Origin of the sequence: Glycomyces endophyticus, assembly GCF_039531525.1 — a bacterium.
GTDB lineage: Bacteria > Actinomycetota > Actinomycetes > Mycobacteriales > Micromonosporaceae > Glycomyces > Glycomyces endophyticus.
The window spans coordinates 141,530-166,437 of record NZ_BAAAQF010000015.1 but is presented as its reverse complement, the minus strand read 5'-3'; the positions used below and the strand labels follow the sequence as shown (position 1 = coordinate 166,437).

At 72.1% G+C, this 24,908-nt stretch carries 23 protein-coding genes and 1 pseudogene; 19 read left to right on the top strand and 5 right to left on the bottom strand.

Translation table 11 applies throughout. The annotated features are described in order from the left end of the window. Nucleotides 1–15 precede the first annotated feature (15 nt). From ABD419_RS18140 to ABD419_RS18120, 5 genes are all read left to right on the top strand, one after another. Nucleotides 16–1,149, top strand: coding sequence for a 5-(carboxyamino)imidazole ribonucleotide synthase (locus ABD419_RS18140; protein WP_344489068.1), 1,134 nt, complete (start codon nucleotides 16–18; stop codon nucleotides 1,147–1,149). Next, nucleotides 1,149–1,661 (top strand): 5-(carboxyamino)imidazole ribonucleotide mutase, encoded by a 513-nt coding sequence (purE, locus tag ABD419_RS18135; RefSeq protein ID WP_344489064.1) that lies wholly within the window; start codon nucleotides 1,149–1,151, stop codon nucleotides 1,659–1,661. The genes ABD419_RS18140 and purE overlap by 1 nt, the downstream gene beginning before the upstream one ends. A 38-nt stretch (nucleotides 1,662–1,699) precedes the next feature. Next, nucleotides 1,700–2,083, top strand: a complete 384-nt coding sequence (locus ABD419_RS18130) for a Rid family hydrolase (protein ID WP_344489061.1) — start codon at nucleotides 1,700–1,702, stop codon at nucleotides 2,081–2,083. A gap of 413 nt (nucleotides 2,084–2,496) precedes the next feature. Then, nucleotides 2,497–2,697 (top strand): hypothetical protein, encoded by a 201-nt coding sequence (locus ABD419_RS18125; RefSeq protein ID WP_344489058.1) that lies wholly within the window; start codon nucleotides 2,497–2,499, stop codon nucleotides 2,695–2,697. Beyond that, complete coding sequence (locus tag ABD419_RS18120) at nucleotides 2,698–2,901, top strand: type II toxin-antitoxin system HicB family antitoxin (protein ID WP_344489055.1); 204 nt, start codon at nucleotides 2,698–2,700, stop codon at nucleotides 2,899–2,901. 37 nt (nucleotides 2,902–2,938) lie between these two features. Here ABD419_RS18120 and ABD419_RS18115 read toward each other — a convergent pair whose 3' ends face one another. Then, a complete protein-coding gene (locus tag ABD419_RS18115; RefSeq protein ID WP_344489053.1) occupies nucleotides 2,939–4,093 on the bottom strand; it encodes a class I SAM-dependent methyltransferase in 1,155 nt (384 codons plus the stop codon). Between the two features lie 222 nt (nucleotides 4,094–4,315). Here ABD419_RS18115 and groES point away from each other — a divergent pair, with 222 nt between their 5' ends. After that, nucleotides 4,316–4,615, top strand: coding sequence for a co-chaperone GroES (gene groES / locus ABD419_RS18110; protein WP_228092650.1), 300 nt, complete (start codon nucleotides 4,316–4,318; stop codon nucleotides 4,613–4,615). 86 nt (nucleotides 4,616–4,701) lie between these two features. After that, nucleotides 4,702–6,336 (top strand): chaperonin GroEL, encoded by a 1,635-nt coding sequence (groL, locus tag ABD419_RS18105; RefSeq protein ID WP_344489051.1) that lies wholly within the window; start codon nucleotides 4,702–4,704, stop codon nucleotides 6,334–6,336. Between the two features lie 166 nt (nucleotides 6,337–6,502). On the opposite strand, the gene ABD419_RS18100 is transcribed toward groL, so the two are convergent. Further along, nucleotides 6,503–8,296, bottom strand: a complete 1,794-nt coding sequence (locus tag ABD419_RS18100) for a P-loop domain-containing protein (RefSeq protein WP_344489049.1) — start codon at nucleotides 8,294–8,296, stop codon at nucleotides 6,503–6,505. Between the two features lie 190 nt (nucleotides 8,297–8,486). Here ABD419_RS18100 and ABD419_RS18095 point away from each other — a divergent pair, with 190 nt between their 5' ends. After that, nucleotides 8,487–9,107 carry a response regulator transcription factor gene (locus ABD419_RS18095; protein WP_112135091.1) on the top strand — a complete coding sequence of 207 codons (621 nt, stop codon included), beginning with the start codon at nucleotides 8,487–8,489 and terminating at the stop codon, nucleotides 9,105–9,107. An 85-nt stretch (nucleotides 9,108–9,192) separates the two neighbouring features. Here ABD419_RS18095 and ABD419_RS18090 read toward each other — a convergent pair whose 3' ends face one another. Beyond that, nucleotides 9,193–10,362, bottom strand: coding sequence for an amidase (locus ABD419_RS18090; protein ID WP_344489045.1), 1,170 nt, complete (start codon nucleotides 10,360–10,362; stop codon nucleotides 9,193–9,195). 6 nt (nucleotides 10,363–10,368) lie between these two features. Next, on the bottom strand, nucleotides 10,369–11,445 hold the full coding sequence (locus ABD419_RS18085) for an acetamidase/formamidase family protein (protein ID WP_344489042.1): 1,077 nt from the start codon (nucleotides 11,443–11,445) through the stop codon (nucleotides 10,369–10,371). Between the two features lie 72 nt (nucleotides 11,446–11,517). Between ABD419_RS18085 and ABD419_RS18080 the strand changes: the two genes are divergently transcribed. The 9 genes from ABD419_RS18080 (at nucleotide 11,518) to ABD419_RS18040 (ending at nucleotide 22,355) form a co-directional block, all read left to right on the top strand. Further along, complete coding sequence (locus ABD419_RS18080) at nucleotides 11,518–12,186, top strand: GntR family transcriptional regulator (protein WP_344489039.1); 669 nt, start codon at nucleotides 11,518–11,520, stop codon at nucleotides 12,184–12,186. Between the two features lie 209 nt (nucleotides 12,187–12,395). After that, a complete protein-coding gene (locus tag ABD419_RS18075; RefSeq protein ID WP_344489036.1) occupies nucleotides 12,396–13,139 on the top strand; it encodes a sulfite exporter TauE/SafE family protein in 744 nt (247 codons plus the stop codon). A 108-nt stretch (nucleotides 13,140–13,247) separates the two neighbouring features. Beyond that, complete coding sequence (locus ABD419_RS18070; protein ID WP_344489033.1) at nucleotides 13,248–14,480, top strand: amidohydrolase; 1,233 nt, start codon at nucleotides 13,248–13,250, stop codon at nucleotides 14,478–14,480. Between the two features lie 151 nt (nucleotides 14,481–14,631). Continuing rightward, complete coding sequence (locus ABD419_RS18065) at nucleotides 14,632–15,384, top strand: ABC transporter ATP-binding protein (RefSeq protein ID WP_344489030.1); 753 nt, start codon at nucleotides 14,632–14,634, stop codon at nucleotides 15,382–15,384. After that, entirely contained in the window at nucleotides 15,381–16,232 is an 852-nt protein-coding gene (locus ABD419_RS18060; RefSeq protein ID WP_344489027.1) for an ABC transporter permease, read from the top strand. Before ABD419_RS18065 ends, ABD419_RS18060 begins: the two co-directional genes overlap by 4 nt. Before the next feature lie 164 nt (nucleotides 16,233–16,396). Continuing rightward, entirely contained in the window at nucleotides 16,397–17,524 is a 1,128-nt protein-coding gene (locus ABD419_RS18055; RefSeq protein WP_344489024.1) for an ABC transporter substrate-binding protein, read from the top strand. Further along, entirely contained in the window at nucleotides 17,521–18,873 is a 1,353-nt protein-coding gene (locus tag ABD419_RS18050; protein ID WP_344489021.1) for an amidohydrolase family protein, read from the top strand. The genes ABD419_RS18055 and ABD419_RS18050 overlap by 4 nt, the downstream gene beginning before the upstream one ends. An 88-nt stretch (nucleotides 18,874–18,961) precedes the next feature. After that, entirely contained in the window at nucleotides 18,962–20,020 is a 1,059-nt protein-coding gene (locus ABD419_RS18045) for a patatin-like phospholipase family protein (RefSeq protein WP_344489019.1), read from the top strand. Further along, the gene (locus ABD419_RS18040; protein WP_344489016.1) at nucleotides 20,001–22,355 is read left to right on the top strand and encodes a protein kinase domain-containing protein; all 2,355 of its coding nucleotides are present in this window, start codon (nucleotides 20,001–20,003) and stop codon (nucleotides 22,353–22,355) included. The genes ABD419_RS18045 and ABD419_RS18040 overlap by 20 nt, the downstream gene beginning before the upstream one ends. Nucleotides 22,356–22,547: 192 nt before the next feature. Here the strand turns inward: ABD419_RS18040 and ABD419_RS18035 are convergent. Continuing rightward, nucleotides 22,548–22,829, bottom strand: a pseudogene (locus tag ABD419_RS18035) (DUF5319 family protein); the annotation flags it as partial. 152 nt (nucleotides 22,830–22,981) lie between these two features. Between ABD419_RS18035 and ABD419_RS18030 the strand changes: the two are divergent. Together ABD419_RS18030 and guaB are read left to right on the top strand one after the other, a co-directional pair. Next, the gene (locus ABD419_RS18030) at nucleotides 22,982–23,179 is read left to right on the top strand and encodes a hypothetical protein (protein WP_344489014.1); all 198 of its coding nucleotides are present in this window, start codon (nucleotides 22,982–22,984) and stop codon (nucleotides 23,177–23,179) included. A 238-nt stretch (nucleotides 23,180–23,417) separates the two neighbouring features. After that, nucleotides 23,418–24,908 (top strand): IMP dehydrogenase, encoded by a 1,491-nt coding sequence (guaB, locus tag ABD419_RS18025; RefSeq protein WP_344489223.1) that lies wholly within the window; start codon nucleotides 23,418–23,420, stop codon nucleotides 24,906–24,908.

Genomic DNA, 24,908 nt, shown 5'->3' with positions numbered 1-24,908 from the left:
GGTTACGCTCTCGCCGTGGATGCCGCGACCCAACTCCCGACCGTGGGCATGATCGGCGCCGGCCAGCTGGCCCGCATGACCCATCAAGCCGCCATCGCCCTCGGGCAGAGCCTCAAGGTCCTCGCCGGGGACCCGGCCGAGAGCGCCGCCGCCGTCGCCACCGCGACCGTGCTCGGCGACTACCGCGACGTCGAGGACCTCCGCGGCTTCGCCAAGGGCTGCACCGTGGTCACCTTCGACCACGAGCACGTCCCCCAGGACGCCCTCCGCGCCCTCGTCGCCGAAGGCGTCGACGTGCAGCCCCGCCCCGAGGCCCTCCTGTACGCCCAGGACAAGCAGGCCATGCGCACCCGCCTCGCCGACCTCGGCCTCCCGCAGCCCCGCTGGGCCCCCGTCGACTCCATCGCCGACGTCGAGGCCTTCGGCCTCCCCTGCGTCCTCAAAGCCGCCACCGGCGGCTACGACGGCAAGGGCGTGTGGATGTGCGACACCCCCGGCGACGCCGAGGCCGTCCTCGCCTCCGGCCTCCGCCTCATCGCCGAGGAGCGCATGGCCCTCCAGCGCGAACTCGCGGTCCAGATCGCCCGCTCCCCGCGCGGCGAGACCGCCGTCTACCCCGTGGTCGAGACCGTCCAGACCGGCGGCATCTGCACCGAGGTCCTCGCGCCCGCCCCGCACCTCGACCCCGCCGTCGCCGAGCAGGCCCGGCACATCGCCACCACGGTCGCCGCCGAACTCGGCGTCGTCGGCATGCTCGCCGTCGAGCTCTTCCAGACCTCGCACGGCCTCTTCGTGAACGAACTCGCGATGCGCGCCCACAACTCCGGCCACTGGACCATCGAAGGCGCCGAGACCAGCCAGTTCGAGCAGCACCTGCGGGCCGTCCTCGACTACCCGCTCGGCTCCACCGCGACCGTCGCGCCCTGCACCGTCATGGCGAACGTCCTCGGCGGCGAACCCGGCGGGCCCCGCCTCGACGAGCGCCTCCAGCACCTCCTCGCCGAGGACCCCGGCGCGCACGTCCACCTCTACGGCAAGGCGGTCCGACCCGGCCGCAAGATCGGGCACGTCACCGTCCGCGGCGACGACCCCGACCTCCTGCGGCGCCGCGCCCTGCGGGCCGCCCAGTGGCTCCAGGAAGGCGAGTAATGGCAGACCAGCAGCCCCGCGTCGGCGTCATCATGGGGTCGGACTCCGACTGGCCCACCATGGAGCCCGCGACCGCGGCCCTCGCCGACTTCGGCGTCCCCTACGAGGTCCGCGTGGTCTCCGCCCACCGCACCCCGCACGGCATGATCGAGTACGCCGGCGCCGCGGCCTCCCGCGGCCTCCAGGTCATCATCGCCGGCGCCGGCGGCGCCGCCCACCTGCCCGGCATGGTCGCCTCCGCGACGCCCCTGCCCGTCATCGGCGTCCCCGTGCCCCTCAAGCACCTCGACGGCATGGACTCCCTCATGTCGATCGTCCAGATGCCCGCGGGCATCCCCGTCGCCACCGTCTCCATCGCGGGCGCCAAGAACGCCGGCCTCCTCGCCGTCCGCATCCTCGGCGCCACCGAACCGGCCCTGCGCGACAAGATCACCGCCTATCAGGCCGACCTCGAACGCATGGTCGCCGAGAAGGACGCGAACCTCCGCGAGCGCATCGCCCGCCCCGAATAGCGCTTGCGCCCCACCGGCACCCGCCCTAGCCTCGGCGCATGAGCGAACTCCACCCGACCGGCGGCTACGACCACGTGACGATCGTCGAGGCCGGCCGCCTCGCCTTCCTCGCCGGGCAGTGCCCGGTGGACGCCCACGAGCAGGTCGTCGGCGTCGGCGACCTCGGCGCCCAGATCGAGCAGACCGCCGCCAACTGCCTCGCGGCGCTGGCCGCCGCCGGAGCGCGCCCGGAGGACGTCGTGCGGTCCGTGGTCTACGTGGTGAGCAGCGAGAGCAGCGTCGTCGGCGGCGCCTGGCACCGCCTCGCCGAGCACCCCGCCCTCGGCCCGGCCTTCAAGGCCGCCAGCACCGTCACCGGCGTCACCGCCCTCGGCTACCCCGACCAGCTCGTAGAGGTCGACCTCATCGCCAAGCTCGACTGAGCCACCCCCTCGCAGTATGTGGAGTTCCGCGCTTCGCTGGGTGTAACGAACGCGACAATCGAACGGATTCTCGGTCGTCACCCGTTTCTCGGCAGGGGCTGCCTCGGTTACCACTGGTGAGCAAGATTCAGCAGTGGTTGACGAAGGGCGGTCGGATGTGTTCAGTGATGTCGCAAAGCACTGGTCAGAGGTAGAGTTGCCTTGACCAAGAGCATGAAACGGCGAGACATCGAGCGGCTGCTGCGATGGGCGGGATGTAAACCGAGACCAGACTCGGGGCGCGGCCCGCACGAGAAATGGGACTGCCCGTGCGGCGCTCACACGGCGAACCTGCCGAGGCACCGCGAGATCTCGCCGGGCGTGGTGTCCGATCTGGCCAGGCGCCTTGAATGTCTTCCGAAGGGATGGTTGCGATGACCTACAAGGTCACGGCGAAAGCCTGGACGCAGGGCTGGGAGCTGCACATCCAGGGTGTCGGAGTCACGCAGTCAGAAGGCGTCGAAGACGCCGAAGCGGTGGTGCGGGACTACCTGGAACTCGATGGCCTCGATGCCGACGCTCCGATCGACATCACCTTCGAATTCCGCGGGAGCAACAATCTCCAGGCCGCCTGAGTGAAGGCTTACGCCGCGATAGTCGGTCCGAAGGACGGGGAGTGGTTCCCGGTGGAGGTTCCCGAAGTGCCGGGCGTGTTCACCCAGGGCCGGGATCTCGTCGAGGTCGAGGAGATGGCGCGTGAAGCGATCGCGTTGATGACGGACACCCCGATGGCCGAGATCGCCATTCGCATCGAAGACCACCGGTACCAGATCGCCTGATTCCGGACCTTCGGAGGAGCAGACCGCCGGCGACCGCTTAGACCTCGGCGCACAGGATCGCCGCGTGGGCCTCGCCTATGCGGGTCGCGACCAGGGTGGCCTCGGCGTCGCCCTTGAGCTTGAGCTGCTTTCGGAGGGCCGCGGGGTCGATGCCGGTGCCGCGCTGCTTGATCGTGAGGCGGCCGATGCCGCGGTCGGCGAGGAGGGCCTTGAGCTTCTTGGGGTGGAGGGGCCAGACCGCTTCGACCTTCCAGGCCCGGGCGAACGGGGTCTCGATCAGGCCGTCGCCGTAGAGGAAGGCGATCTGCTCGCTCGCCGTGTGGGCGTTCAACCGCTCGGCCAGCTCGGCCACCAGGCCCGCCCGGATCACCGCGCCGTCCGGTTCGTAGAGGTAGTCGGCCACTTCGCCCACCTCGGCCCGCTCCTCGCCGCTGCCGGTCAGCTCGTGCCACTCGCCCGCCTTGCACAGGCTCGCGCGGCGCTTCACCTGCGCGGCCTCGCCGAGCCACAGGCACGCCTCGACCACGTCGCGGTCGACCGAGACCCATTCCGCCTCGGCGCCGTCGGGGATCCAGTCGTGGCCGATCCCCGGGCCGAGCTTCACCGCCGCGAAGCGGGCGCCCGACAAGTGCCGCAGCAGGTCGTCCAGGGGCGGCGAGTAGTCGGCCGGGTTGAAGTTCCTTCCGGCCCCTGAGCGGCGCGCCGGGTCGGCGAAGGCCGCGCCGGACACCGGGAACGCCATGGCGTCGCCCACCCGCACGTCGACCCGCAGCCCCGCGGCCGCCGCGTTCGCCCGCGCGTACGCGGCCGTCTCCTCGCTCATGTCGACCGCCGCGACCTCCAGGCCCGCCTCCGCGAACGCCAGCGCTTCCGTCCCGAGCCCGCAGCACAGGTCCGCGACCCGGTCCGCGGCCGCCGCGAACCGCGCCGCGCGGCGCACCGCGACGGGCCACCGCGTGGCCTGCTCCAGGCCCGCCCGCGTGAAGTACAGCCGGTCGGCCCGGTCGCCGAACTTGGTCCGGGCGTGCCGGCGGAGGTCCGCGAGGGTGAGCGCCGCGGCGGCCAGGTCGGGGTCGATCCCGGCCTTCCGCAGGGTCAGCGGGGCCCGGTCGCCGTCGCGGTCGAGGGCCGCGGCGGCGCGCTCCTGGAGGCCGGGGTCGGCGGTGAGGGCTTCGAGCAGGCTGGTTCGCACGCGGACAATGGTATGACCTTCGAGACCCGCTGTTGACGCCCCCACCTGCGCGAACTAACCTCTGCCTTAGCACTCGCAAGGCGAGATTGCTAAGCGCTATGATCGGCTTGGCACTCTCTCCGCGAGAGTGCCAGCCACGGGCCGGTGCCTCGGCACCCGCGACGACGAGACCCGCGCTGTCGTGGCGGACATCCGTAGTGAACACGCGTTTGGAGAATCCAAGTGAGCAAGGCTGCCATCAAGCCGCTGGGCGACCGCATCGTGGTCCAGGCGAACGAGGCCGAGACCACCACCGCCTCTGGCCTGGTCATCCCGGACACCGCCAAGGAGAAGCCCCAGGAGGGCACCGTTCTGGCCGTCGGCCCGGGCGCCTTCGACGACAAGGGCAACCGCCTCCCGATCGACGTCAAGGTCGGCGACGTGGTCATCTACTCCAAGTACGGCGGCACCGAGGTCAAGTACAACGGCGAGGAGTACCTCGTCCTGTCCTCGCGCGACGTCCTCGCGGTCGTCGAGCAGTAGACGCGTCCAGGGCCCTCGGTCACGGCGCTTACGACCAGTGAGTCCGCCCAGCCAGGGCCCGTTCGTGTTCCTAGGAAAGGGAACCCATGCCGAAGATTCTCAACTTCGCCGAGGACGCGCGCCAGAACCTGCTGAGCGGCATCGACCAGCTCGCCGACACCGTCAAGGTCACGCTCGGCCCGAAGGGCCGCAACGTGGTCCTCCAGCGCTCGTTCGGCGCGCCCCTCATCACCAACGACGGCGTCACCATCGCCAAGGAGATCGAGCTCTCCGACCCGTACGCCAACCTGGGCGCGCAGCTGGTGAAGGAGGTCGCGACCAAGACGAACGACGTCGCGGGCGACGGCACCACCACCGCCACGGTCCTGGCGCAGAAGATGAGCCGCGCGGGCATCAAAGCGGTCACGTCGGGGGCCAACCCGATCGCGATCCGCAAGGGCATCGAGGCCGCGGCGACCGCCGTGTCCGACGAGCTGCTCCGCCAGGCCATCGAGATCTCCGACCACGAGCACATCGCGCAGGTCGCGGCGGTCTCGGCGCAGGACCCGGAGATCGGCGAGCTCATCGCCAAGGCCATGGACGCGGTCGGCGCCGAGGGCGTCATCTCCGTCGAGGACGGCTCCACGCTGGAGACCGTGCTCGAGGTGACCGAGGGCATGCAGTTCGACAAGGGCTTCATCTCCCCGAACTTCATCACCGACCAGGACTCGCGCTCCACGGTCTTCGAGGACCCGTACATCCTCATCACCAATGCCAAGATCAGCTCCATCGAGGAGCTGCTCCCGGTGCTGGAGAAGGTCGTCGAGACCTCGAAGCCGCTCCTCATCATCGCCGAGGACGTCGAGGGCCAGGCCCTCGCGACCCTGACGGTGAACGCGCTCCGCGGCACGCTGCGCGTGTGCGCCGTCAAGGCCCCGGCCTTCGGCGACCGCCGCAAGGCCGTCCTGGGCGACATCGCGACCCTCACGGGCGCCGAGGTCGTCTCCTCGGAGATCGGCCTGGAGCTCAAGGCCGCCGACCTGTCGCACCTGGGCCGCGCCCGCCGCGTCACCGTCTCGAAGGACGCCACCACGATCGTGGACGGCGCCGGCGAGCGGGACGAGGTCGACGCCCGCATCGCGCAGATCAAGCAGCAGGCCTCCACCACCGAGTCCTCCTGGGACCGCGAGAAGCTGGAGGAGCGCCTCGCGAAGCTCTCCGGCGGCGTCGCCGTCATCCAGGTCGGCGCGGCCACCGAGGTCGAGCTGAAGGAGCGCAAGCACCGCATCGAGGACGCCGTCAACGCGACCAAGGCCGCGGTGGAGGAGGGCATCGTCGCCGGCGGCGGCGCCGCCCTGGTCCACGCGATCAGCGTCCTGGAGAAGATCGAGCTGGACGACCCGGAGGCCCGCGTCGGCCTCAAGATCGTCGAGTCCTCGCTCTCCGAGCCGCTGCGCCGCATCGCCCTGAACGCGGGCGAGTCGGGCGACGTGGTCGTCAACAACGTCGCCGGCAAGGGCTGGCGCGAGGGCTGGAACGCCGCCACCGACGTCTACGAGGACCTGGTCTCGGCCGGCATCCTCGACCCGGTGAAGGTCACCCGCAACGCGCTGCTGAACGCCGCCTCGATCGTGGGCCTCGCGCTCACCACCGAGGTGACGATCGTGGACAAGCCGGAGGAAGAGGAGGAGGCCGGGCACGGCCACTCCCACTCCCACGGCGGCCACTCGCACTCCCACTAGACCCGGGACCGCCTGAGCGGCAACAGCACGGACCGAGGGGCGCCGACATCGTCGGCGGCCCTTCGGCATGCCAGGCGGCGTCCGGGGCGGCCCGTGCGGCACCGGAGAACCGCAAGTGTCAACATCCCGACAGTTTGTCGCGGAGCTGTCGGGAAACCGATAGAGTTCAAGTGCCTTCGCGGCCTTTGGGGATCGGAGCCGCGAAGGCACTTTTACGCCGTAATTCTGATGGTTCGGCTCGCACCCGCAGCTCCCGCATCCGGTTGAGCGCGGCGGCCACCTCGAACCGCCGCGGAATCGCGAAGTCCGCGTCCCTGATCCGCAGCAGCGCCGCCTCCCCGCCGGCCGCCATCGCCTCGTCGAACCGGTCCAGGGCCTCGGCCACCGTGGACGTCCCGTCGATCCAGCCCGCCTGCACGGCGGCCTCCAGCGCGAGCCCGATCCCGGCGGTCATCGACGGGTCGGTGATCTGCTCGACCGCGCGCACGTCGATCTCGGACTCCCCGAACCGCAGTCCGTCGGTCCCGCCCGCGCGGATCTTCTGCTTCCCGCGCGACTCCGATGACACCGACCGGGCGTCGACCACGCGAGCCCGCGGCATCCGGAACCCCTCGGCCTCGACCTTCCGCCCGGTCGGCTTGGCCGCCAGGGCCTTCGCCCGCTCGGTCACGTCCTCGGGGACGTACGCGTCCATGAGGACCACCCGGTCGGCCACGTCCATGTAGTCGCCGGAGCCGCCCATGACCAGCACGACCGCGACGCCGTGGTCGTCGGCCATCGACCGCACCACGTCGACCAGCGGCGTGAGCGGCTCGCGGTCCTTCGCGACGAGCTCCTGCATCCGCGCGTCGCGGATCATCAGGTTCGTCGCGGCCGTGTCCTCGTCGATGAGCAGGACCCGCGCGCCCGCTTCGAGGGACTCGACGACCGCCGCCGCCTGGGAGGTCGAGCCGGAGGCGTTCTCGGTCGAGAACCGCCGCGTGTCGTCGCCCGACGGCAGGTGGTCGACGAACGCGTGGACGTCGACGCCCGTGACGGCCCGGCCGTCCTCGGCGCGGATCTTGACCGCGCTCCGGTCGGCGACCACGAAGTCCCGCCCGTCGCCCGGCACGTGGTCCCACACCCCGGCCTCCAAGGCCCGCAGCAGGGTCGACTTGCCGTGGAACCCGCCGCCGACGATGAGGGTCACGCCCGGCCCGATCCCCATGCCGCGCAAGGTCCCCGCGTGCGGCAGCTCCACCTCGACCGCGAGGGAGTCCGGGGAGCGGAACGGCACCCCGGACGCCATCGGCCGATCGTCCACACCGGACTTCCGTGCGAGCATCGCGCCGTCGGCGACGAACGCCACCAGGCCCTGCGCGGCGACGGCCTCCCGCAGCGCCGCGACGTCGTCGGCGTGCCGCGTCCACGCCGCGGCCTCCTCCTCGCCCACGGCGAGCGCCTCGTCGGCGGCGTCGGGCAGGTCCTCGCACAGCAGCCGCGCGGCCTGGCGCCCGGCGATGCGCCGCCCGTGGCCCGGGAGCTGCGCGCCGAGCCGGAACACGACCGAGCCGTCCTCGCCGACCTCGCACGAGGACCGGCGCAGGATCTCCTGGCCGCCGGCGTCGATGCGCAGGTCCCTTGTCGGGCACGCCTTCCTGAACCGCTTCGCGAGGAGCACCGCGACGGCCCGGCGCCGCTCGGGGGTGGCGTGCCACTCCGGCATCAGGTCCGCCGACTCGGCGTCGAAGCGGAGCTCGATCCGGCTCGGCGGGGCGAACGGATCCGATTGCACCCGCGAAATGTCGAGAATCGCCGGGCCTGTCCACCATTTGCCACGCAAGGATTTATATCGGCCGTAACTCGTACCTTCCAGGGCCGTTAGTTCGTTAGACAGGTCATGGCGAGGTGGATGTGAACGATGATCACCAAAATCGCGGGACTCGGCCCGGTGCTGTCGTCCGCCTCTTCGCTGTGTCATGCCCCCAGTTTCCCATCAGGGTCGAGGTCTTCGCGTCAGCGAACCCGAACACCATGCGTCCACGCCTCTTCCCGGAAACCTCGAAAAGTCACTCGAAAAATTCGCGCGAACTCGCGTCATGGCGGCGGACCGCCTGCGTGGTGGCTCTAGAGAGACACGCACGGCCTACCGCACCGAAAGGTAGAACAAAGTGAGAACCGTACTGGTCTGTGTTAAGACTCCTCAAGCCGGACAGAAGATCTCGGCCTGCGCGACCCGCATGGGCCTGGCGCAGGCGGTCAAGTCGGTCGAGGGATCGCCCGAGCTGTTCCTCGAGCTCGGCCGCCGCCAGGTGGACGTGGTGCTCGTGGACGTGGCGCTCGCCGCCCCGGACCCGGTCAAGTTCGTCAAGACCGTCCGCGCCCGTTCGCCCCGCACCGGGGTCCTGCTGTCCGGCGCGGCGGACCCCCGTACCGCCGCGATGGTGGTGGCCGCCGGGGCCCGGGGCGTGATCCGCACGCCGTCCAACAACTCAGACGACCTCCTGGTCGCGCTCGCGCAGGCGATCATGTTCGCCTCGCCGACGCTCCAGCGCGTCACCGAGGCCGTCCCCCGGCAGCGCTCGACGCTCCAGGGGATGAAGCTCACCGAGCGCGAGCTCCAGGTCCTGCGGGGCATGAGCGAGGGCAAGTCCAACGCCGAGATCGGCCGCGACCTGTTCGTCTCGGAGGACACCGTCAAGACGCACGCGCGGCGCATGTTCCGCAAGCTCGGCGCCCGCGACCGGGCCCACGCGGTGGCCGAGGCCTTCCGCTCGGGACTCGTCTGCTAGCCCGCATCCACTGTGGACCGACGCGAGTCCCGCCTGGCAGGACGGGATACAGCGCGGTCCGCCACCTCGCGACCAGGCGCACCGGTCAGTGGGAACCGGCCAGCGCCAGCAGGACCTCGTCGCTTCCCGGAGCGGCGACGAGCTGCAGCCCGACCGGCAGGTCTTCGACCGTGCCGGCGGGCAGGGCGAGCCCGGGCGCACCGGACAGCCCTGCGATGCACGTCAACCGCACGATGGCCTCGCGATCCGGCTCCTCACCGACCAGCGGCGCGGGGCCGGGCGCGGCGGGGATCGCCAGCGCGGTGCCCTCGGGGAGCCGATCCCTGACGAGCGCCACCACGCCGCTGCGGACCCGCTGCGCCCCCGTGACGTCGGCGCCGACGAGCTTCGACGCGTTCGCGAAGCGCGCCTTGACACCCGGCTCGAACTCGGGCCGGGACGCCTCGATCCACGCGCCGTGCGCCTGCCACGCCTCCCATGCCTGGAGCGCCGCGTAGGCCCGGCGCGCCGACTCGAGGGGCGTGACACCGCCCGCGGCGCCGTCGTGCTCGAGCCCGAAGTGCGGGTCGTCGAAGAACGGCGTGGTGTCCACCTCGAGGCCGAGCGCCTCGACGGCGGGCATCACGGCGTCGCGGGTCGCCGCGGGCAGCTCGTCCCAGATGTCGCGCGGCGCGAGCAGCCTCGTGACGGGCGCGTGCGCCTCCTCGGGCTCGCCGAGGAGCACCGCCATCGCGAGGCGCAGCGTATGCGCGTCCCGCGCCAGCACGCCGGCGGTGTCGAACGTGGGCGCGAGCGGGACGACGCCCTCGAGGCTCACCCGCCCGTGCGTGGGCCGCAGCCCGTACAGCCCGCAGTACGACGCCGGCACCCGGATCGACCCGCCGGTGTCGGTGCCGAGCCCGATGTCCGCGAGCCCCAAGGCGACCGCGGACGCCGAGCCCGACGACGACCCGCCGGGCACGCGCCCGGGCGCCGCGGGGTTCTCCGGCGTGCCGTAGTGGAAGTTCGAGCCGTTGAGGCTCCACGCGAGCTCGTCGGTGATCGCCTTGCCGACCACCCGCGCGCCCGCGCCGCGCAGCAGCGCGACCGCCTCGGCGTCGGCCTCCGCGGGCGCATGCGTCTCCAGCCAGCGCGGATTGCCCGCGCCCGTGGCCGTCCCGGCCAGGTCGAACAGGTCTTTGACGGCCAGGCGCAGGCCTTCGAGCGGCCCGGGGCCGCCGAGGTCCTCCACGAGGGCGATGAACGGGTCGGTCATGGCGCTTCAGTCTCCTTGCGGGCGGCGGGGGTCGGCGGTGAGGTCGAGGTCCTTCGGCAGCGTGACGTGGGCGCCCTTGACGAGGTCGACGACCTGCGAGATCCGCACGTCGACCGCCGCGCTCAGGTACGCGAGGGCGACGGGCCCGGGCAGGCCGTGCCGCTCCCGCAGGAACGCCAGCGCGGCCCGCGTCGCCTTGCGGACCGCCTCGTCCAGGTCCTCGTCGAGCCCTGTCGTGATCCAGTGTTCCCCGGTCTCGGCGTACGGCCCGCCAAGGGCCGCGGCGAGTCTCCTCACAGCGGGGTCGGCGTGGACCGTCAGCCGCAGGGTCGCGCGCAGGGGCGCCTCGAACGCGGTGAGCGCGACCTCGCCGTCGCCCTGCGAGAAGTGCGGGTCGCCGGTCGAGAACGACGCGCCGGGCACCGCGACCGGCAGGTACAGCTTCGATCCGGCGCCGAGGAGCCGGATGTCGAGGTTCCCGCCGTGCGGGCCGGGCGGCACGGAGTGCACGGGCGCCTCGGTCGCGGGCGCGGTGCCCATGATCCCGAGGAACGGGGCGAGCGGGAACCGCAGCGACCTGCCGTCGCCGGCGGGGATCACGCCGCGCCCGGCCCCGTCGACCGTCGCGACGACGGAGACGTTCTCCTCGCCGAGCGGGTACTCCCCGGCGAGCGCGCCGCGCCCGTGCCGGTTGCTGACCACACCGTACGGGGCGCGCCGCTCCAGCTCCAGCACCTCGACCTCGAGCACGTCGCCGGGCTCGGCGCCCTCGACGTGCACGGGACCGGTGACGACGTGCGGCCCGGCGCCGGGGCCGCGGACGCACTCGCGGGCGATCAGCGCGGCGTCCTCCAGGACCTCGCCGATCCCGTTGGCGCCGAAGAACGCCTTCGGGTCGCCGCCCTGGTCCTCGAGGAGTCCTTCGTGGCTGACGGTGTCGACGCACACGGTCTGGCCCGACCGCATCCGCAGGACCGGCGCGCTGGCGGCGTTCGGCAGCAGCCCCCAGTTCACGGTCTCGGGCCGGGAGGGCAGGTAGTGGTCGGCGCGGCCGCAGGCGGCGAGCGGCTGGAGGAGCGTCATGAGGAGGCACCGCGTTCCGGGGGCGAGGGAGTGTATACGAGAATGGTGGGCCTGATCGTAGTGGAGGATCTCATGGCTGGCGACAAGGGGCCGCGGCGCGCTCCGCAGGAGGCGGTGCGGGCCGTCCGCGAGGACATCATCCGGGGCGTGTTCGCACCCGGTGAGCGGTTGACCGAGGACGCGCTGGCGGCGCGGTACGGCGTCTCCCGCGTGCCGGTGCGCGAGGCGCTGCGGGTGCTGGAGGCGGAGGGGTTCGTCGAGGCCAAACCCTATGTGGGCGTGTTCGTCAGGGAGCTGAGCGAGGCGGAGGCGGAGGACCTGCTGGAGCTGCGCTCGGTGATCGAGCCGATGTGCGCGGCCCGCGCGGCCCGCAACCGCACGCCCGAGCAGCTGGGGCGCCTGAAGGAGCTGGTGAGCCTGGGCTGGGACGCGGTGCGCGACGGCCGCCTGGAGGAGGTCCCGCGCCTGAACTCGCGCTTCCACGAGGTGATCGCCGAGGCCTCCGGCTCCGAGGTCCTGGGGCAGATGATCCGCCAGCTCAGCCAGAAGATCGCGTGGGTCTACGCGGTGGGGCTGACGCTCCGCGCGGAGGACTCGTGGCGCGAGCACGAGGAGATCCTCGCGGCCCTGTCGGCGGGCGACGCCGACCGCGCGTCGGCCCTGCTCGGCCAGCACATCCTCCGGGCCACCACCGCGTACCGCAGGCGGGTGCGGACGGAGGCCGGCGACCCGATCGGGTGACATCGGGGCCGGTTGGCGGTGTTCTTGTCGGACCCGTCGGCAATGCTGGCGGCTACGGTCCCCTCTGGGTGGGTGGGGGCTAGGGATGGTCTATACGGCCCGGACCGTAGCGCTAGAAGGAGATTCGCGAACGCTGCCGGGCCGCCTCGCTACCACCCTCGCGAACCGTTGTATACGATTGGGTCCGCCGTGCCTCCCGGAAGGACTCCATGGACCCTCAGCATCTCGCCCTGCTCGTCGCCGCCGGTTTCGGCGCGGGCGTCTGCAATGCGCTCGCCGGGGGCGGGAGCCTCCTGACGTTCCCGGCGCTCCTGGCCATCGGCATGCCGCCGGTCGCGGCCACCGTCACGAACGCGGTCTCGGTGTGGCCCGGCTACATCGGCAACGCGGTGGCGCTGCGCTCGCACCTGCCGTCGTTCCGCCCGCTCCTGCCGCGCCTGGTCGCGCTCGCCGCCGTCGGCGCGGTCACCGGCACGGTGGCCCTGCTCGCGGCCCCGCCTGAGGTCTTCACCGCGCTGGTGCCGTTCCTGATCCTCTCGGCCACGGCCCTGTTCGCGTTCCAGCCGCTCATCACCCGGCGCCTCGCCGCGAGCGGCGGCGCCTCCGCGCCGCTGCTGTACTGCGGCGTGTTCATCGGCGGCGCGTACGGCGCGTACTTCAACGGCGGCATGGGGATCGTGTTCCTCACCGCGCTCGCGCTCGGCCTCGACGCCGCCATCGGGCGCCTCAACGGCCTCAAGGCCCTGCTCACCCTGACCGCCGGGACCACCGCGATGATCTCCGTCGCGATCTTCGGCCCGGTCCAGTGGCTCGCCGTCCTCGTCCTCGCGCCCGCCTGCCTCCTCGGCGGGATCGCGGGCGCGAAACTCGCCGACCGGCTCAAGCCCATCGCCTTCCGCGTCCTCGTCATCGCCTTCGGCACCGCCGCCGGAACCGCGATGCTCCTCACCTGACAGCGATACCTGACAGCGATCCACCCTATTGCGGAGAGGACCGCGTCCTCCGCCCGCCCGCCCCGGCGGCCGACGCGGAGCCGGTCCTCCCCGGAAAGGAACGACCCCATGACCGACCTCCTCCTCAAGGGCGGCCGCCCCTGGACCCCCGGCGAGCCGCTCGCGCCCGCCGACATCGCGATCGCCGACGGCCGCATCGCCGCGGTCGCCCCGGACCTGGAAGCCGAAGGCGCCCAGGTCATCGACCTCGACAGCGCCACCGTCATCGACCTCGAAGGCGCCATCGTCCTCCCCGGCCTCGTCGACGCCCACTGCCATCTCGACAAGACCATGTTCGGCGGGCCGTGGGTCCCCAACACCGGCGGCCGCACCCTCGAAGGGCGCATCCGCAACGGCGAGGGCCGCCGCGCCGAGCTCGGCGTGCCCAGCCCCGACTACGCCGCGAACCTGCTGTCCGCGATGGTCGCCGCCGGGACCTCGGTCGTGCGCAGCCACATCGACATCGACCCCGAGGTGGGCCTCGGCGGCGTCGAGGCCGTGCGGGAGGCCGCGGCCCGCCTCGCAGGCCGCGTCGACGTCGAACTCGTCGCCTTCCCCCAGGGCGGCCTGCTCACCCGGCCCGGCGTCCCCGCGCTCCTCGAAGCGGCCCTGCGGGACGGCGTCGAGGTCGTCGGCGGCCTCGACCCGGCCGGGTTCGACCGCGACCCCGCCGGCCAGCTCGACCTCCTCTTCGACCTCGCGGAGCGCCACGGCGCCAAGATCGACGTGCACCTCCACGACCAGGGCCTCCTGGGCGCGTGGGAGTACGAGCTCATCATCGAGCGCACCAAGGCCACCGGGATGGCCGGGCGCGTCGCCATCAGCCACGCGTACGCCATGGGCGGCCTCGAACCCGACCACCAGCGCCGCATCGCCGACGCGCTCGCCGAGGCGGGGGTCGCGATGATCACCTGCGCCGTCGGCGGCGCGCCCGTCGTCCCGGTGCGGCTCATGGCCGAGGCCGGCGCGCGCCTGGCGATCGGCAACGACGGCATCCGCGACCTGTGGACGCCGTACGGCGACGGCGACATGCTGCGCCGCGTCAACCAGGTGTCCTTCCGCGACCGGCTTATGTCCGACCCCGAGATCGAGCTCGCCCTCGCGGCCGGGACCCACGGCGGCGCGGCCGTCCTCGGGCTCGAGCGGTACGGCCTCGCGGTCGGATGCAATGCCGACCTGCTGGCCGTGAACGCCTCGGCCCCAGCGGAAGCCGTGGTCGGCGTGCCGCCGCGGCGCCTCGTCGTCAAGGGCGGCGCGGTCGTCGCCCGCGACGGCGTCCTCAGTGCTCCGCACAGCCCATGATCCGCGAGTGATCGTATACGAAATCTCGGCGTAACCGGTCCGATCACGGCCCGCAATGGTATACCGATAGAAATTGAGCCATGAACGCACGGCTCAACTCCGGACACGGCGTGGCGCCGGGTCATGTATACGACTGCCTGAGGCGGTCGCGATGAGCATCGACCCGGCCCTCGCCTTCCGCGGGACCTCGCTGACCTTCGCGAACGGCACCCGCGCGCTCGACGGCATCGACCTGGAGATTCGCCCCGGCGAGTTCGTCTCCCTCGTCGGCCCCTCCGGCTGCGGCAAGTCCACGATGCTCCGGCTCGCCGCCGGGTTCGAGACCGCCACCGCCGGATCGGTCGAGGTCGGCACCCGCCGCCTCGGGTACGTCTTCCAGGAGTCGACGCTCCTGCCCTGGCGCACGGTCGCCCGCAACGTCGAGCTCCCCGCCGAACTCGCCGGCGTCCCCAAGGCCGAGCGGCGCGAAGCGGCCGCCGACGCCATCGCCCGGGTCGGCCTGGCGGGCTTCGAGAAGCACCGCCCCTCCCAGCTCTCCGGCGGGATGCGCATGCGCGCCTCCATCGCCCGCGCCCTCACCATGCGCCCCGAGCTGTTCCTCTTCGACGAGCCGTTCGGCGCCCTCGACGAGATCACCCGCCAGCACCTGAACTCCGAGGTCGGCACCCTCTTCTCGCGCGACGGCTTCGCGGGCGTCTTCGTCACCCACTCGGTCCCCGAGTCGGTGTTCATGTCGACCCGCGTCGTGGTCCTCACCGGGCGGCCCGGCGTCGTCGCCGCGAACATACCCGTCCCGTTCGACTTTCCGCGCGACCCCGAACTCCGCTACACCGCGGCGTTCGCCGACATCGCCGCCGAGGTCTCGGCCGCCCTGCGCGGCGCCAAGCAGGAGGCCGCCGCATGACCGCCACCCTCGAAGCCCCCGTCCGGGACGCCGCGACCGAGGCGCCCCGGCGCCCGCGCCGCGCGTGGCCCTTCACGACCGCCCCGGTCCGCGTCGCCGCGCCGATCGCCGTCTTCGTCCTCGTGATCGCGGCCTGGGCCGCCGCCAGCCACCTCCTCGTCCCCGAGGCCTCCCGGTTCCTGCTGCCCTCGCCCGAGGCCGTCATCGCCCAAGGGCTCCTCGACCCCGTGGCGCGCACCGAGATCCTCACCGCCCTGTGGAACACCGTGCAGGTCGCCCTGTGCGGACTCGTCATCGCGATCGTGCTCGGGACCGTGTTCGCGGTCGTCATGAGCCAGGCCCGCTGGGCCGAGTTCTCCCTCTACCCGTACGCGGTCGTGCTCCAGACCGTGCCGATCCTCGCCGTGGTGCCGCTCTTCGGGTTCTGGTTCGGCTACGAGTTCGGGTCCCGCGTCATCGTCTGCGTGATGGTCTCCCTGTTCCCGGTCATCACCAACACCCTCTTCGGCCTCAAGTCCGTGGCCCCCGCCGAGCACGACCTGTTCACGCTCCACGGCGCGAACCGCCTGCAGCGCCTCCTGAAGCTCCAACTGCCCGCCGCCCTGCCCGCGATGATCTCCGGGTTCAAGATCTCCGGCGGCCAGGCCGTGATCGGCTCCATCGTCGCCGACTTCTTCTTCCGCCAAGGGGTCCCGGGCGTCGGCCGCATGATCGACGTCTACCGCCAGCGCCTCGCCACCGAGGAGCTCCTGACCGCCCTGCTCCTGTCGTCGCTCGTGGGCCTGTGCCTGTTCTGGGCGTTCGACCTCCTCGCCGGACGCGTCGACCGCATGCACGGCAAGCGATAGCGACCCTCGCCACCGAACGCCGCTCCGCTGCACCCCGCCGGACCCGGCGTGAACCCCGCCGAACCCGGCGACCCGACCCACCCCGCGCGCCCTCCCACCGCCGCGAGCGCGCCCCTCACCGACCCCGCACACCGACACGCCCGACCCCCGCTCAAGGAGATCCCATGCACCGCAGACTCACCGCCGCCGCGGCGGTCGCGACCGGCGCGAGCCTCCTCGCCGCCTGCACCGCCACCGCCACCGACGTGCCCGCCCCCACCGGCGAAGGCGTGCTCGCCGACATCTGCCCCGCCACGATCGTCATTCAGACCGACTGGTTCGCCACCCCCGAGCGCGCCGCCGCCTTCCAGCTCGTCGGCCCCGACGGGACCGTCGACGTCGCGAAGGGCGCGTACACCGGCCCGCTCGGCGACACCGGCGTCAACGTCGAGGTCCGCCTCGGCGGCCCCTTCCTCGGCGGCCAGCCCGTGCCCGCGCAGATGTACCAGGACCCCGAGATCACCCTCGGCTTCGTCCCGACCGACGACGCCGTGCGCGCCAACGCCGAGTTCCCCGTCACCGGCGTGTTCGCCTCCCTGGAGATCACCCCGCAGATCGTCATGTTCGACCCCGCCACATACGACGTCGAGTCCTGGGACGACGTCAAGGCCACCGGCGCCCCGATCGTCTACACCGAGGGCAAGGTCTTCATGGACTACCTGATCGCCCAGGGGTATGTCGACCCGTCGCAGGCCGACGCGTCCTTCGACGGCACCCCGAGCCGCTTCGTCGCCGAGGGCGGCGCGGTCATGCAGCAGGGGTACGTCTCCAACGAGCCCTACCGCTGGGAGCACGACGTCGAGGGCTGGATGAAGCCCACCGACTACCTCATGATCGACGACGCCGGGTACGAGATCTACCAGCACGCGTGGTCGGTGCGCTCGGGCGAGCTCGAGGAGCTCGCGCCGTGCCTCACCGAGCTGGTGCCGATGCTCCAGCAGGCCCAGATCGACTACGTGACCGACCCCGAGCCGGTCAACGAGGCGATCCTCCGCATCGCCGAGACCATCCCCGACGGGCCCCCGATCACCTTGGAGGGCAACGCGGACTCCGTCGAGGTCCAGCTCGCCGAGGGCATCGTCTCCAACGGCCCCGACGCCACCCTCGGCAACTTCGACACCGAGCGCGTCGACCGCGTCATCGCCGCGGTCCTCCCCATCTTCGAGGGCTACGGCGAGACGATCCCCGCTGGGATCGCCGCCGACGACATCGTCACCAACGAGTTCATCGACCCCGCCATCGGACTCCAGTGACCCGCCTCGACGCCATCACCGGGGCGAGCCTCCCCGGCGGCCCGGCCGACCTGATCCTCAACGGGGACCGGGTCGGCCGGGCCGCGCCTCCGGGCACTGTGGACATTCTGGCTGTGAGCGGATCTGCCGCGCACCGCGTCTCCGCGGACTTCTCCGCGTCCGGCGGCCCCGCCAAGGCCGGCCCGGCCGTTCCCCATACCGTCGGCCCCGACACCGCCGTCCCCGACACCGCCGTTCTTGATGCCGCCGGCCGTGTCGTGCTGCCCGCCTTCGTCGACGCGCACGTGCACCTCGACAAGGCCTTCCTCCTCGACCCGATCGCCCGCGAACTCGCGGCCGAAGGCGCCGAACCCACCGCCGACCTGAACGACGCCATCGCGACCGTGGCGAGGCTCCGGCCCCGCCTCGGGCCCGACGTCGTCCGCGCCGGCGCGCAGCGCGCCGTCGACACGCTGGTGCGCAACGGCACCCTCGCCGCCCGCGCCATGGTCGAACTCGACCCGGCTGTCGGCCTCGACCTCATGGACCTCCACGCCGACCTCGCCGCCCGCAACGCCGGCCGCATCGACCTCCAGCTCACCGCCTTCCCCCAGCGCGGCCTCGAACTCCCCGGCAACCGCGAACTCCTCAAGGGCGCCATGGCCTCCGGCGCCGACGTCGTCGGCGGCTGCCCGTACGTCGACACCGACCCGGCCGCCCACCTCGACGTCGTCTTCGACCTCGCCCAAGCCCACGGCGCCCCCGTCGACCTCCACCTCGACTTCGGCGACGACCCCGACGCCTCGCTCATCGGCCTCGTCGTCGAGCGCACCCGCGCCGCCGGCATGCAGGGCCGCGTCGCCATCGGCCACGTCACCACCCTCGCCGCCATGGACCCCGACACCGCCGACCGGGCCTTCGACGCCCTCGCCGACGCCGGGATCGCGCTCGCTGTCATGCCCGCCACCGACCTCTACCTGGCCGGGCACGCCCGCGACGCCAGCGCCGGCCACGCGACCCGCCCGGTAGCCCCGATCCTGCGCGCCGCCCGCGCCGGCGTCACGGTTGCGATCACCAACAACAACCTCTGCAACCCGTTCGCGCCCTACGGCAACGGCAGCCAGCTCCAGGCCGCGTGGCTCGCGGGCCTGCTCTTCCGCGCCGCCACCGCCGCCGACCGCGCGGTCCTCATCGACGCGATCACCGCGAACCCGGCCCGCATCCTCGGCCTGCCCGTCCACGGGCCCTTCCCGGGCGCGGCAGCCGATCTCGTCGTCCTCGATGCCCCGACCGCCGACGAGGCCGTGCTCCAGAGTGCCCCGGTCGCGGCCGTTATTCGCGCCGGCGTCCTCCTCGACCGCACGCGCTGACAACGGAGGACAGCGCAATGCGCGCGAAACCGCTACGCTGAGGACAATCCGATTCCGCCGCTCCCCGACACCCCCCGAGCGAGGCGAATTGTCCGATCCGTATGCCCACGACGCCGACCGGTACTGGAGCGACGACCACCCCGTCCTCGAACTCCTGCGGGCCCGCGCGGGCACCGCGCCCGGCGCGCGCCCCGACGGCTGCAAGCTCGGCCTCGCCGTCGAAGGCGGCGGGATGCGCGGCGTCACCTCCGCCGCGATGCTCGTGGCCCTCGACGACCTGGGCCTGCGGGGCGCGTTCGACGCCGTGTACGCCACCTCCTCGGGCGCGATCAACGCCGCGTACTTCCTCGCCGGCGGCGACTGCTGGTACCCGCTCACGATCTACTTCGACGACCTCGCCACCAACCGGTTCGTGGACCTGCGGCAGATGTTCACCGGCCGGCCCGTCCTCAACCTCGACTACGCCTTCGGCGAGGTCCTGGAGACCGTCAAGCCCCTCGACTTCGAACGGGTCCTCAAGAGCCCCGTCGAACTCCACGTCGTCATCAGCGAGGTCGACTCCCTCGCCGCCATCGGCCCCCACGAGTTCGAGTCCAGAGAGGACCTGAAGTCGGCGCTCAGGGCGAGCTGCTGGATGCCCGTGGCCGTCCCCGGCGCCGGCGTCTTCCGCGGCGAGCGCGTGCTCGACGGCGGCGTGCTCACCGCCCACCCGCACCTCGCCGCCATAGAGGACGGCTGCACCCACGTGCTCTCCCTGAGCACCAAGCCGATCAAGCCCCCGCCCCCGCGCCTGACCCCCGGCCGCCGCTACTCCGTGGCCTACCTCGAACGCCTCCGCCGGGGCCTCGGCAAGGCCTACGCCGTCTCCCAGGCCCGCTACCGCGAGCAGCGGCGGCGGCTGCAGCGCTGGATGATCGCCCCAGGCGACGGCGTCCAGGTCCTCGACCTCGCGCCGCTGCCGTGGATGCGCGAGGTCGCCAACGGCACCAAGTCCCGCGACGCGCTCGTCACCGCCGCCCGCGAGGCCCACGCCGTCATGGCCGCCGCCGTCCAGGGCGTCCCGGTCCAGGAGCTCCGCGACGGCTCCTTCCGGTCCGTGCCCCGCATCACCACCGTGAGGACCGCCGATGGCCGACGCATCGGTTGACGTCCTCACCGCCGCCTGCGCCCACCTCACCGGGCGCGCCGAGCACCGCGACGCCGTGCGCGAGATCGACCGGTGGGACGCCGAGGACTGGCGCGCCGCCCTCCTCGACGTGCCCCTGGACGAGCGCGCCTACGCCGACCGCTTCGCCGTCGAGCGCCACGTCCAGATGGACGCGCTCTGGGCCTGGTGGTCCGAGCCCGGCGCCGACGGGCCGGTGACCCCCGAGACCGCCGGCTTCCTCGGGTTCCTCTTGCTCACGCTCATCTCCATGCACCGCTCCGACCGGATGCGCTACCACGGGGAGGCCTACGAGCACGGCGAGATCGCCGGCGCCTCGCCCGACGAGCTGTGCGGCGCGCTCGTCGCCGACCCGCGCGTGCAGCGGGCAGTCGAGCGCCTCTACGCGCCCGCCGAAGGGGACGAGGCCGAGCGCGCCTGGAACACGATCGACTTCGCCACCATGCGGTTCCACCGCCACGGCACGACCTCCGTCATCGTCACCGTCGACTCGATCGCCCCGCCCGCCGGCCGCGCCTCCCACTACGCCCTCAAATGCCTCATCTACCCGTATCTGCGCATCCCCGCGATCGTCAAGGCCACCAAGGACTACCAGCACGAGTTCGGCGGCGTCCGCCCCGAGGGCTCCACGCTGGTCACCGTGTGGGCCAGCCACTCCAGCTGGGTCCTCATGGACTTCGTCAAGGGCGTCACCCTCGCCGACCACCTCCGCGAGATCGCCAAGGGCCGCAGGGAGCCCCGCTCCGAGATCGTGCGCCCCGTCGACGTGCGGCAGCTCCGCGTCCTCGGCACCGCGCTCCTCGACGCGATGGCCGAACTCGCCGAGAAGGTCGGCCACCACAACGACCTCACGCCCTCCAACATCATCGTGCAGGACGACGGCGTCGGCTCGCCCGAGATCCGCCTCATCGACCTCGGCGTCAACTTCCTCCACACCCGCACGCTCGTCGGCGCCGAGTCCCGCGAGTCCGTCTACGTCGCACCGGAGGTCAAGGCCAAGGGGAGCGGCGGCCACAACGCCGACCTGTACTCGGTCGGCATGGTGCTCATCGCGATCGGCGGCATCCCCCACAGCGCCCCCGGCACCGTCCCCGACCAGTTCTACGTCGCCTCCATCGGCCTCGCGCGCCTCCTCGAAGACCTCGTCGACGCCGACCCGAGCCAGCGGCTCGTCGTCTGCGGCCTCGAAGCCGACACCGACGCCGCCACCAGCGCCGGCCGCTTCACCGAGATCCGCGACCTCTTCGCGCGCGAGATCGAGGTCCTCGAAGCGGCCGAGCCCGACCGGTTCGCGAGCCGCTACCAGCGCGTCAAGAACGCCCTCCCCGGCGCGGGCGCCGTCGAGCGCCAGCGCAAGATCTGGAAGGTCCGCCGCCGCCAGGCCGAAGCCGCCGACGGCGCGCTGCGCCCGATGCAGGCCCACCACCTGCGGCAGGCGAAGGGCCTCAAGCGCTGGGCCATCGCGTGCTCGTGGATGTCGTGGGTGACGCTCGCGCTCGTGCTCACCTGGTGGTCGCGGGACCTCGACCTGTTCTGGCAGGCGAAGTGGGTCGAGTACGGCAACGCGATCTTCAACCGATCGGGGGACGGCATCCCCGTCCTCGACGACGTGCGGGCCGCGGACTACCCGATCCCGGACGCGTGGGACAACCTGCCGGTGCGGATCGTCGGTATCACGTACGCGCTGCCGGGCATGCGCCTGTACATGAACATCTTCGCCGACATGACGCCCCGCTCGGCGTTCCGCCGACGCGGCTGGGTCGGTGCGCGCACCGCGGCCGCCGCGTTCATGATGCGGGCCGCGGCGGTCTTCCCGACCGTGTACATCCTGCTGCCGACCCTGGTGCAGCGCAAGTGGTGGGTGATCTGCTGCCCGCTGGGGATCATCACCGTGGCGACGATGATCTCCGCCTGCCTGTGGTTCGCGCGCGACGCGAACGCGCGGGCGCGCGCCTGGAACGGCGGGCGGGGCCTCTCGACGGTCCCCAAGGGCGAGATCCCGACCCTGGAGCGCCTCGCGGCGTGGGCCCCCGCGGCGTGGCTGTACGCGCTGCCGGTGGTCATCGTCGGGGTCTTCCTCTACAGCGACCTGCTGCAGGACGAGCTCATGTACGCCATCGCGATCGGGCTCATCAACATCGGCATCTGGTACTTCAAGAACACCGGCACCGACGCCCCGTACGTGCGCGCCGGCCTCACGCGGGCGATCCTCGCCGCCGAGCGCCTCGACGTGCTGCGGGCGAGAGAGGCCGCGCGCACCCCGGCGCCGCGCGCCGAGGAGCGGGCGAAGACGGCGGTGGCGGAGGGCGCGGCCTGAGCTGCGGCCGCCCCGAGGACGCCGTCGCTCCTGGAACGCCGCTGCTCCCAGGGCCGTGCCTGCTTTTAAGGCCGTGCCCGCTTCTAAGACCGCGCCCGCCCCTAAGACCGTGTCCTCGCCGTGCGTCTTCAGCCAGCAGTCCGAGAACCCGCGGGCGTAGTCCCAGGTCACATAGTGTGCCGGGTCGGGATCGAAGGCCGGCTCGTGGACCTGCGCGCAGTTGGCCTCCAAAAGGCCGCGGAGGTTCGCCATGAGCAGGCCCCACGTGAAGTAGTGCGGTTCGTCGCAGTCGGCGCAGTCGACGACCACCCCCCGAAGGCCCTGCGGCTGCAGCACCTTCTCGAACATCTCCAGTTCATGGAGGTCTTCGAGGAGGTCGGCGCGGTCGTCCTCGTCCAGTTCGGGTTCGAACGGGGCGAGCGCCTCCGCGTGGTCGGGATCGTCGGCGAACGGGTCGCGAGGCTCCTCATACACGCTTCCAGCCTAACGCCCTGTGACGACGACGCCGGGTGAGCGGCGCGGGACTCCCGGATGCGTGCCACCATCGCAATCGGGTGCTGACACGTGCCCCGGCGCTCGTTAGCATGGGCCGCAGGTAACCCCGACGGATGCGAGGAGACGGGCACATGGACGACAACTTCGGCGAGAACGTGGAAGAGGTCTTCGACGACCTGGTGGACGGCGTGTCGGACATCGTCACCGACATCGACGCCACCGAGGTGTGGGAGGACGTCAGCGACGGCGCCGGCGAGGCGTGGGACGCGGTCGCCGACAGCGACGTGGTCGACACCATCTCCGAGGAGGCGGGCGACCTCTTCGAGTAGCCCCCGACCGACCCCTGTTCACTCTCAGCGGCCCCGAGGACACCGTCCGCGGGGCCGTCCTGTCATCCGCTGACAGGACGCCCAGGTCTTCGCCGTGAATCACACCCCAGGGGACGTGTGCGACGCGGGGCGACGCACGTTACGGCACTACCATTGGCCCATGGCGTTCTCAGGGGATTTCGGAAATCAAGGGCTCGAAGGCGCTGCCGGCGAGCGTGTCGGAGGCACCACGGTGCCCATGGGCTCGGCCGGCGCCATTCCGCTCGGCCTCACCTATGACGACGTGCTGCTGCTGCCCGGCGAGTCCGACGTCGTTCCGGCGGGGGTCGACACCTCCTCCCAGCTCACCCGCAACATCCGCATCTCGGTGCCGCTCCTGACCGCGCCGATGGACACCGTCACCGAGGCCCGCATGGCGATCGCCATGGCCCGCCTCGGCGGCCTCGGCATCCTCCACCGCAACCTCCCCGCGGAGGAGCAGGCCCAGCAGGTGGACCTCGTCAAGCGCTCCGAGTCCGGCATGGTCGCCGACCCGGTCACGTGCTCGCCCGAGGACACCCTCGGGCAGGTCGACAAGCTCTGCGGCCGGTACCGCATCTCCGGCCTCCCGGTCACCGACGAGAAGGGCAAGCTCGTCGGCATCATCACCAACCGCGACATGCGCTTCGAGACCGACCACTCCGTGAAGGTCGCCACCGTCATGACCAGAGAGAACCTGGTCACCGCGCCCGAGGGCGTCTCGCAGGACGAGGCGCTCGAACTGCTCAAGCGGCACAAGATCGAGAAGCTCCCGATCGTCGACGCCGACGGCTACCTGCGCGGCCTCATCACCGTCAAGGACTTCGCCAAGCGCGAGGAGTTCCCGAACGCGTCGAAGGACGGCTCCGGGCGCCTCCGCGTCGGCGGCGCCATCGGCGTCGGCGAGGACCAGTACGCGCGCGCCGGGCAGCTCGTCGAGGCTGGCGTCGACCTCCTCGTGGTCGACTCCTCCCACGGGCACTCCCGCGGCGTGCTCGACATGATCGCCTCGATCTCCAAGGACTTCGGCCACAAGGTCGACATCATCGGCGGCAACATCGTCACCGCCGGCGCGGCCGCCGCGATGATCGAGGCGGGCGTCGACGGCATCAAGGTCGGCGTCGGGCCCGGCGCGATCTGCACCACCCGCGTCGTCGCGGGCGTGGGCGCGCCCCAGGTCTCCGCGATCATGGACACCGTCCGCGTCGCCCGCGAGCGCGGCGTCCCCGTCATCGCCGACGGCGGCATCCAGTACTCCGGCGACATCGCCAAGGCCATCGTCGCCGGCGCCTCCACCGTCATGATGGGACAGCTGTTCGCCGGCTGCGCCGAGAGCCCCGGCGAGCTGATCTACATGAACGGCAAGCAGTTCAAGTCCTACCGCGGCATGGGCTCCCTGGGGGCCATGCAGTCCCGCGGCCAGGCGAAGTCCTACTCCAAGGACCGCTACTTCCAGGACGCGGTCGACTCCAACGACAAGCTCGTCCCCGAGGGCGTCGAGGGCCAGGTCCCCTATCGCGGCACCCTCGCACAGGTGGTCTACCAGCTGGTCGGCGGTCTGCGCATCGCGATGGGCTACACCGGGGCCGGTACCATCGAGGGGATGCATGAGCGCGGGCGTCTGGTCCGGATCACCGCTGCGGGACTCAAGGAGAGCCACCCGCACGACATCCAGATGACCGTGGAAGCGCCCAACTACCACACGCGGTAG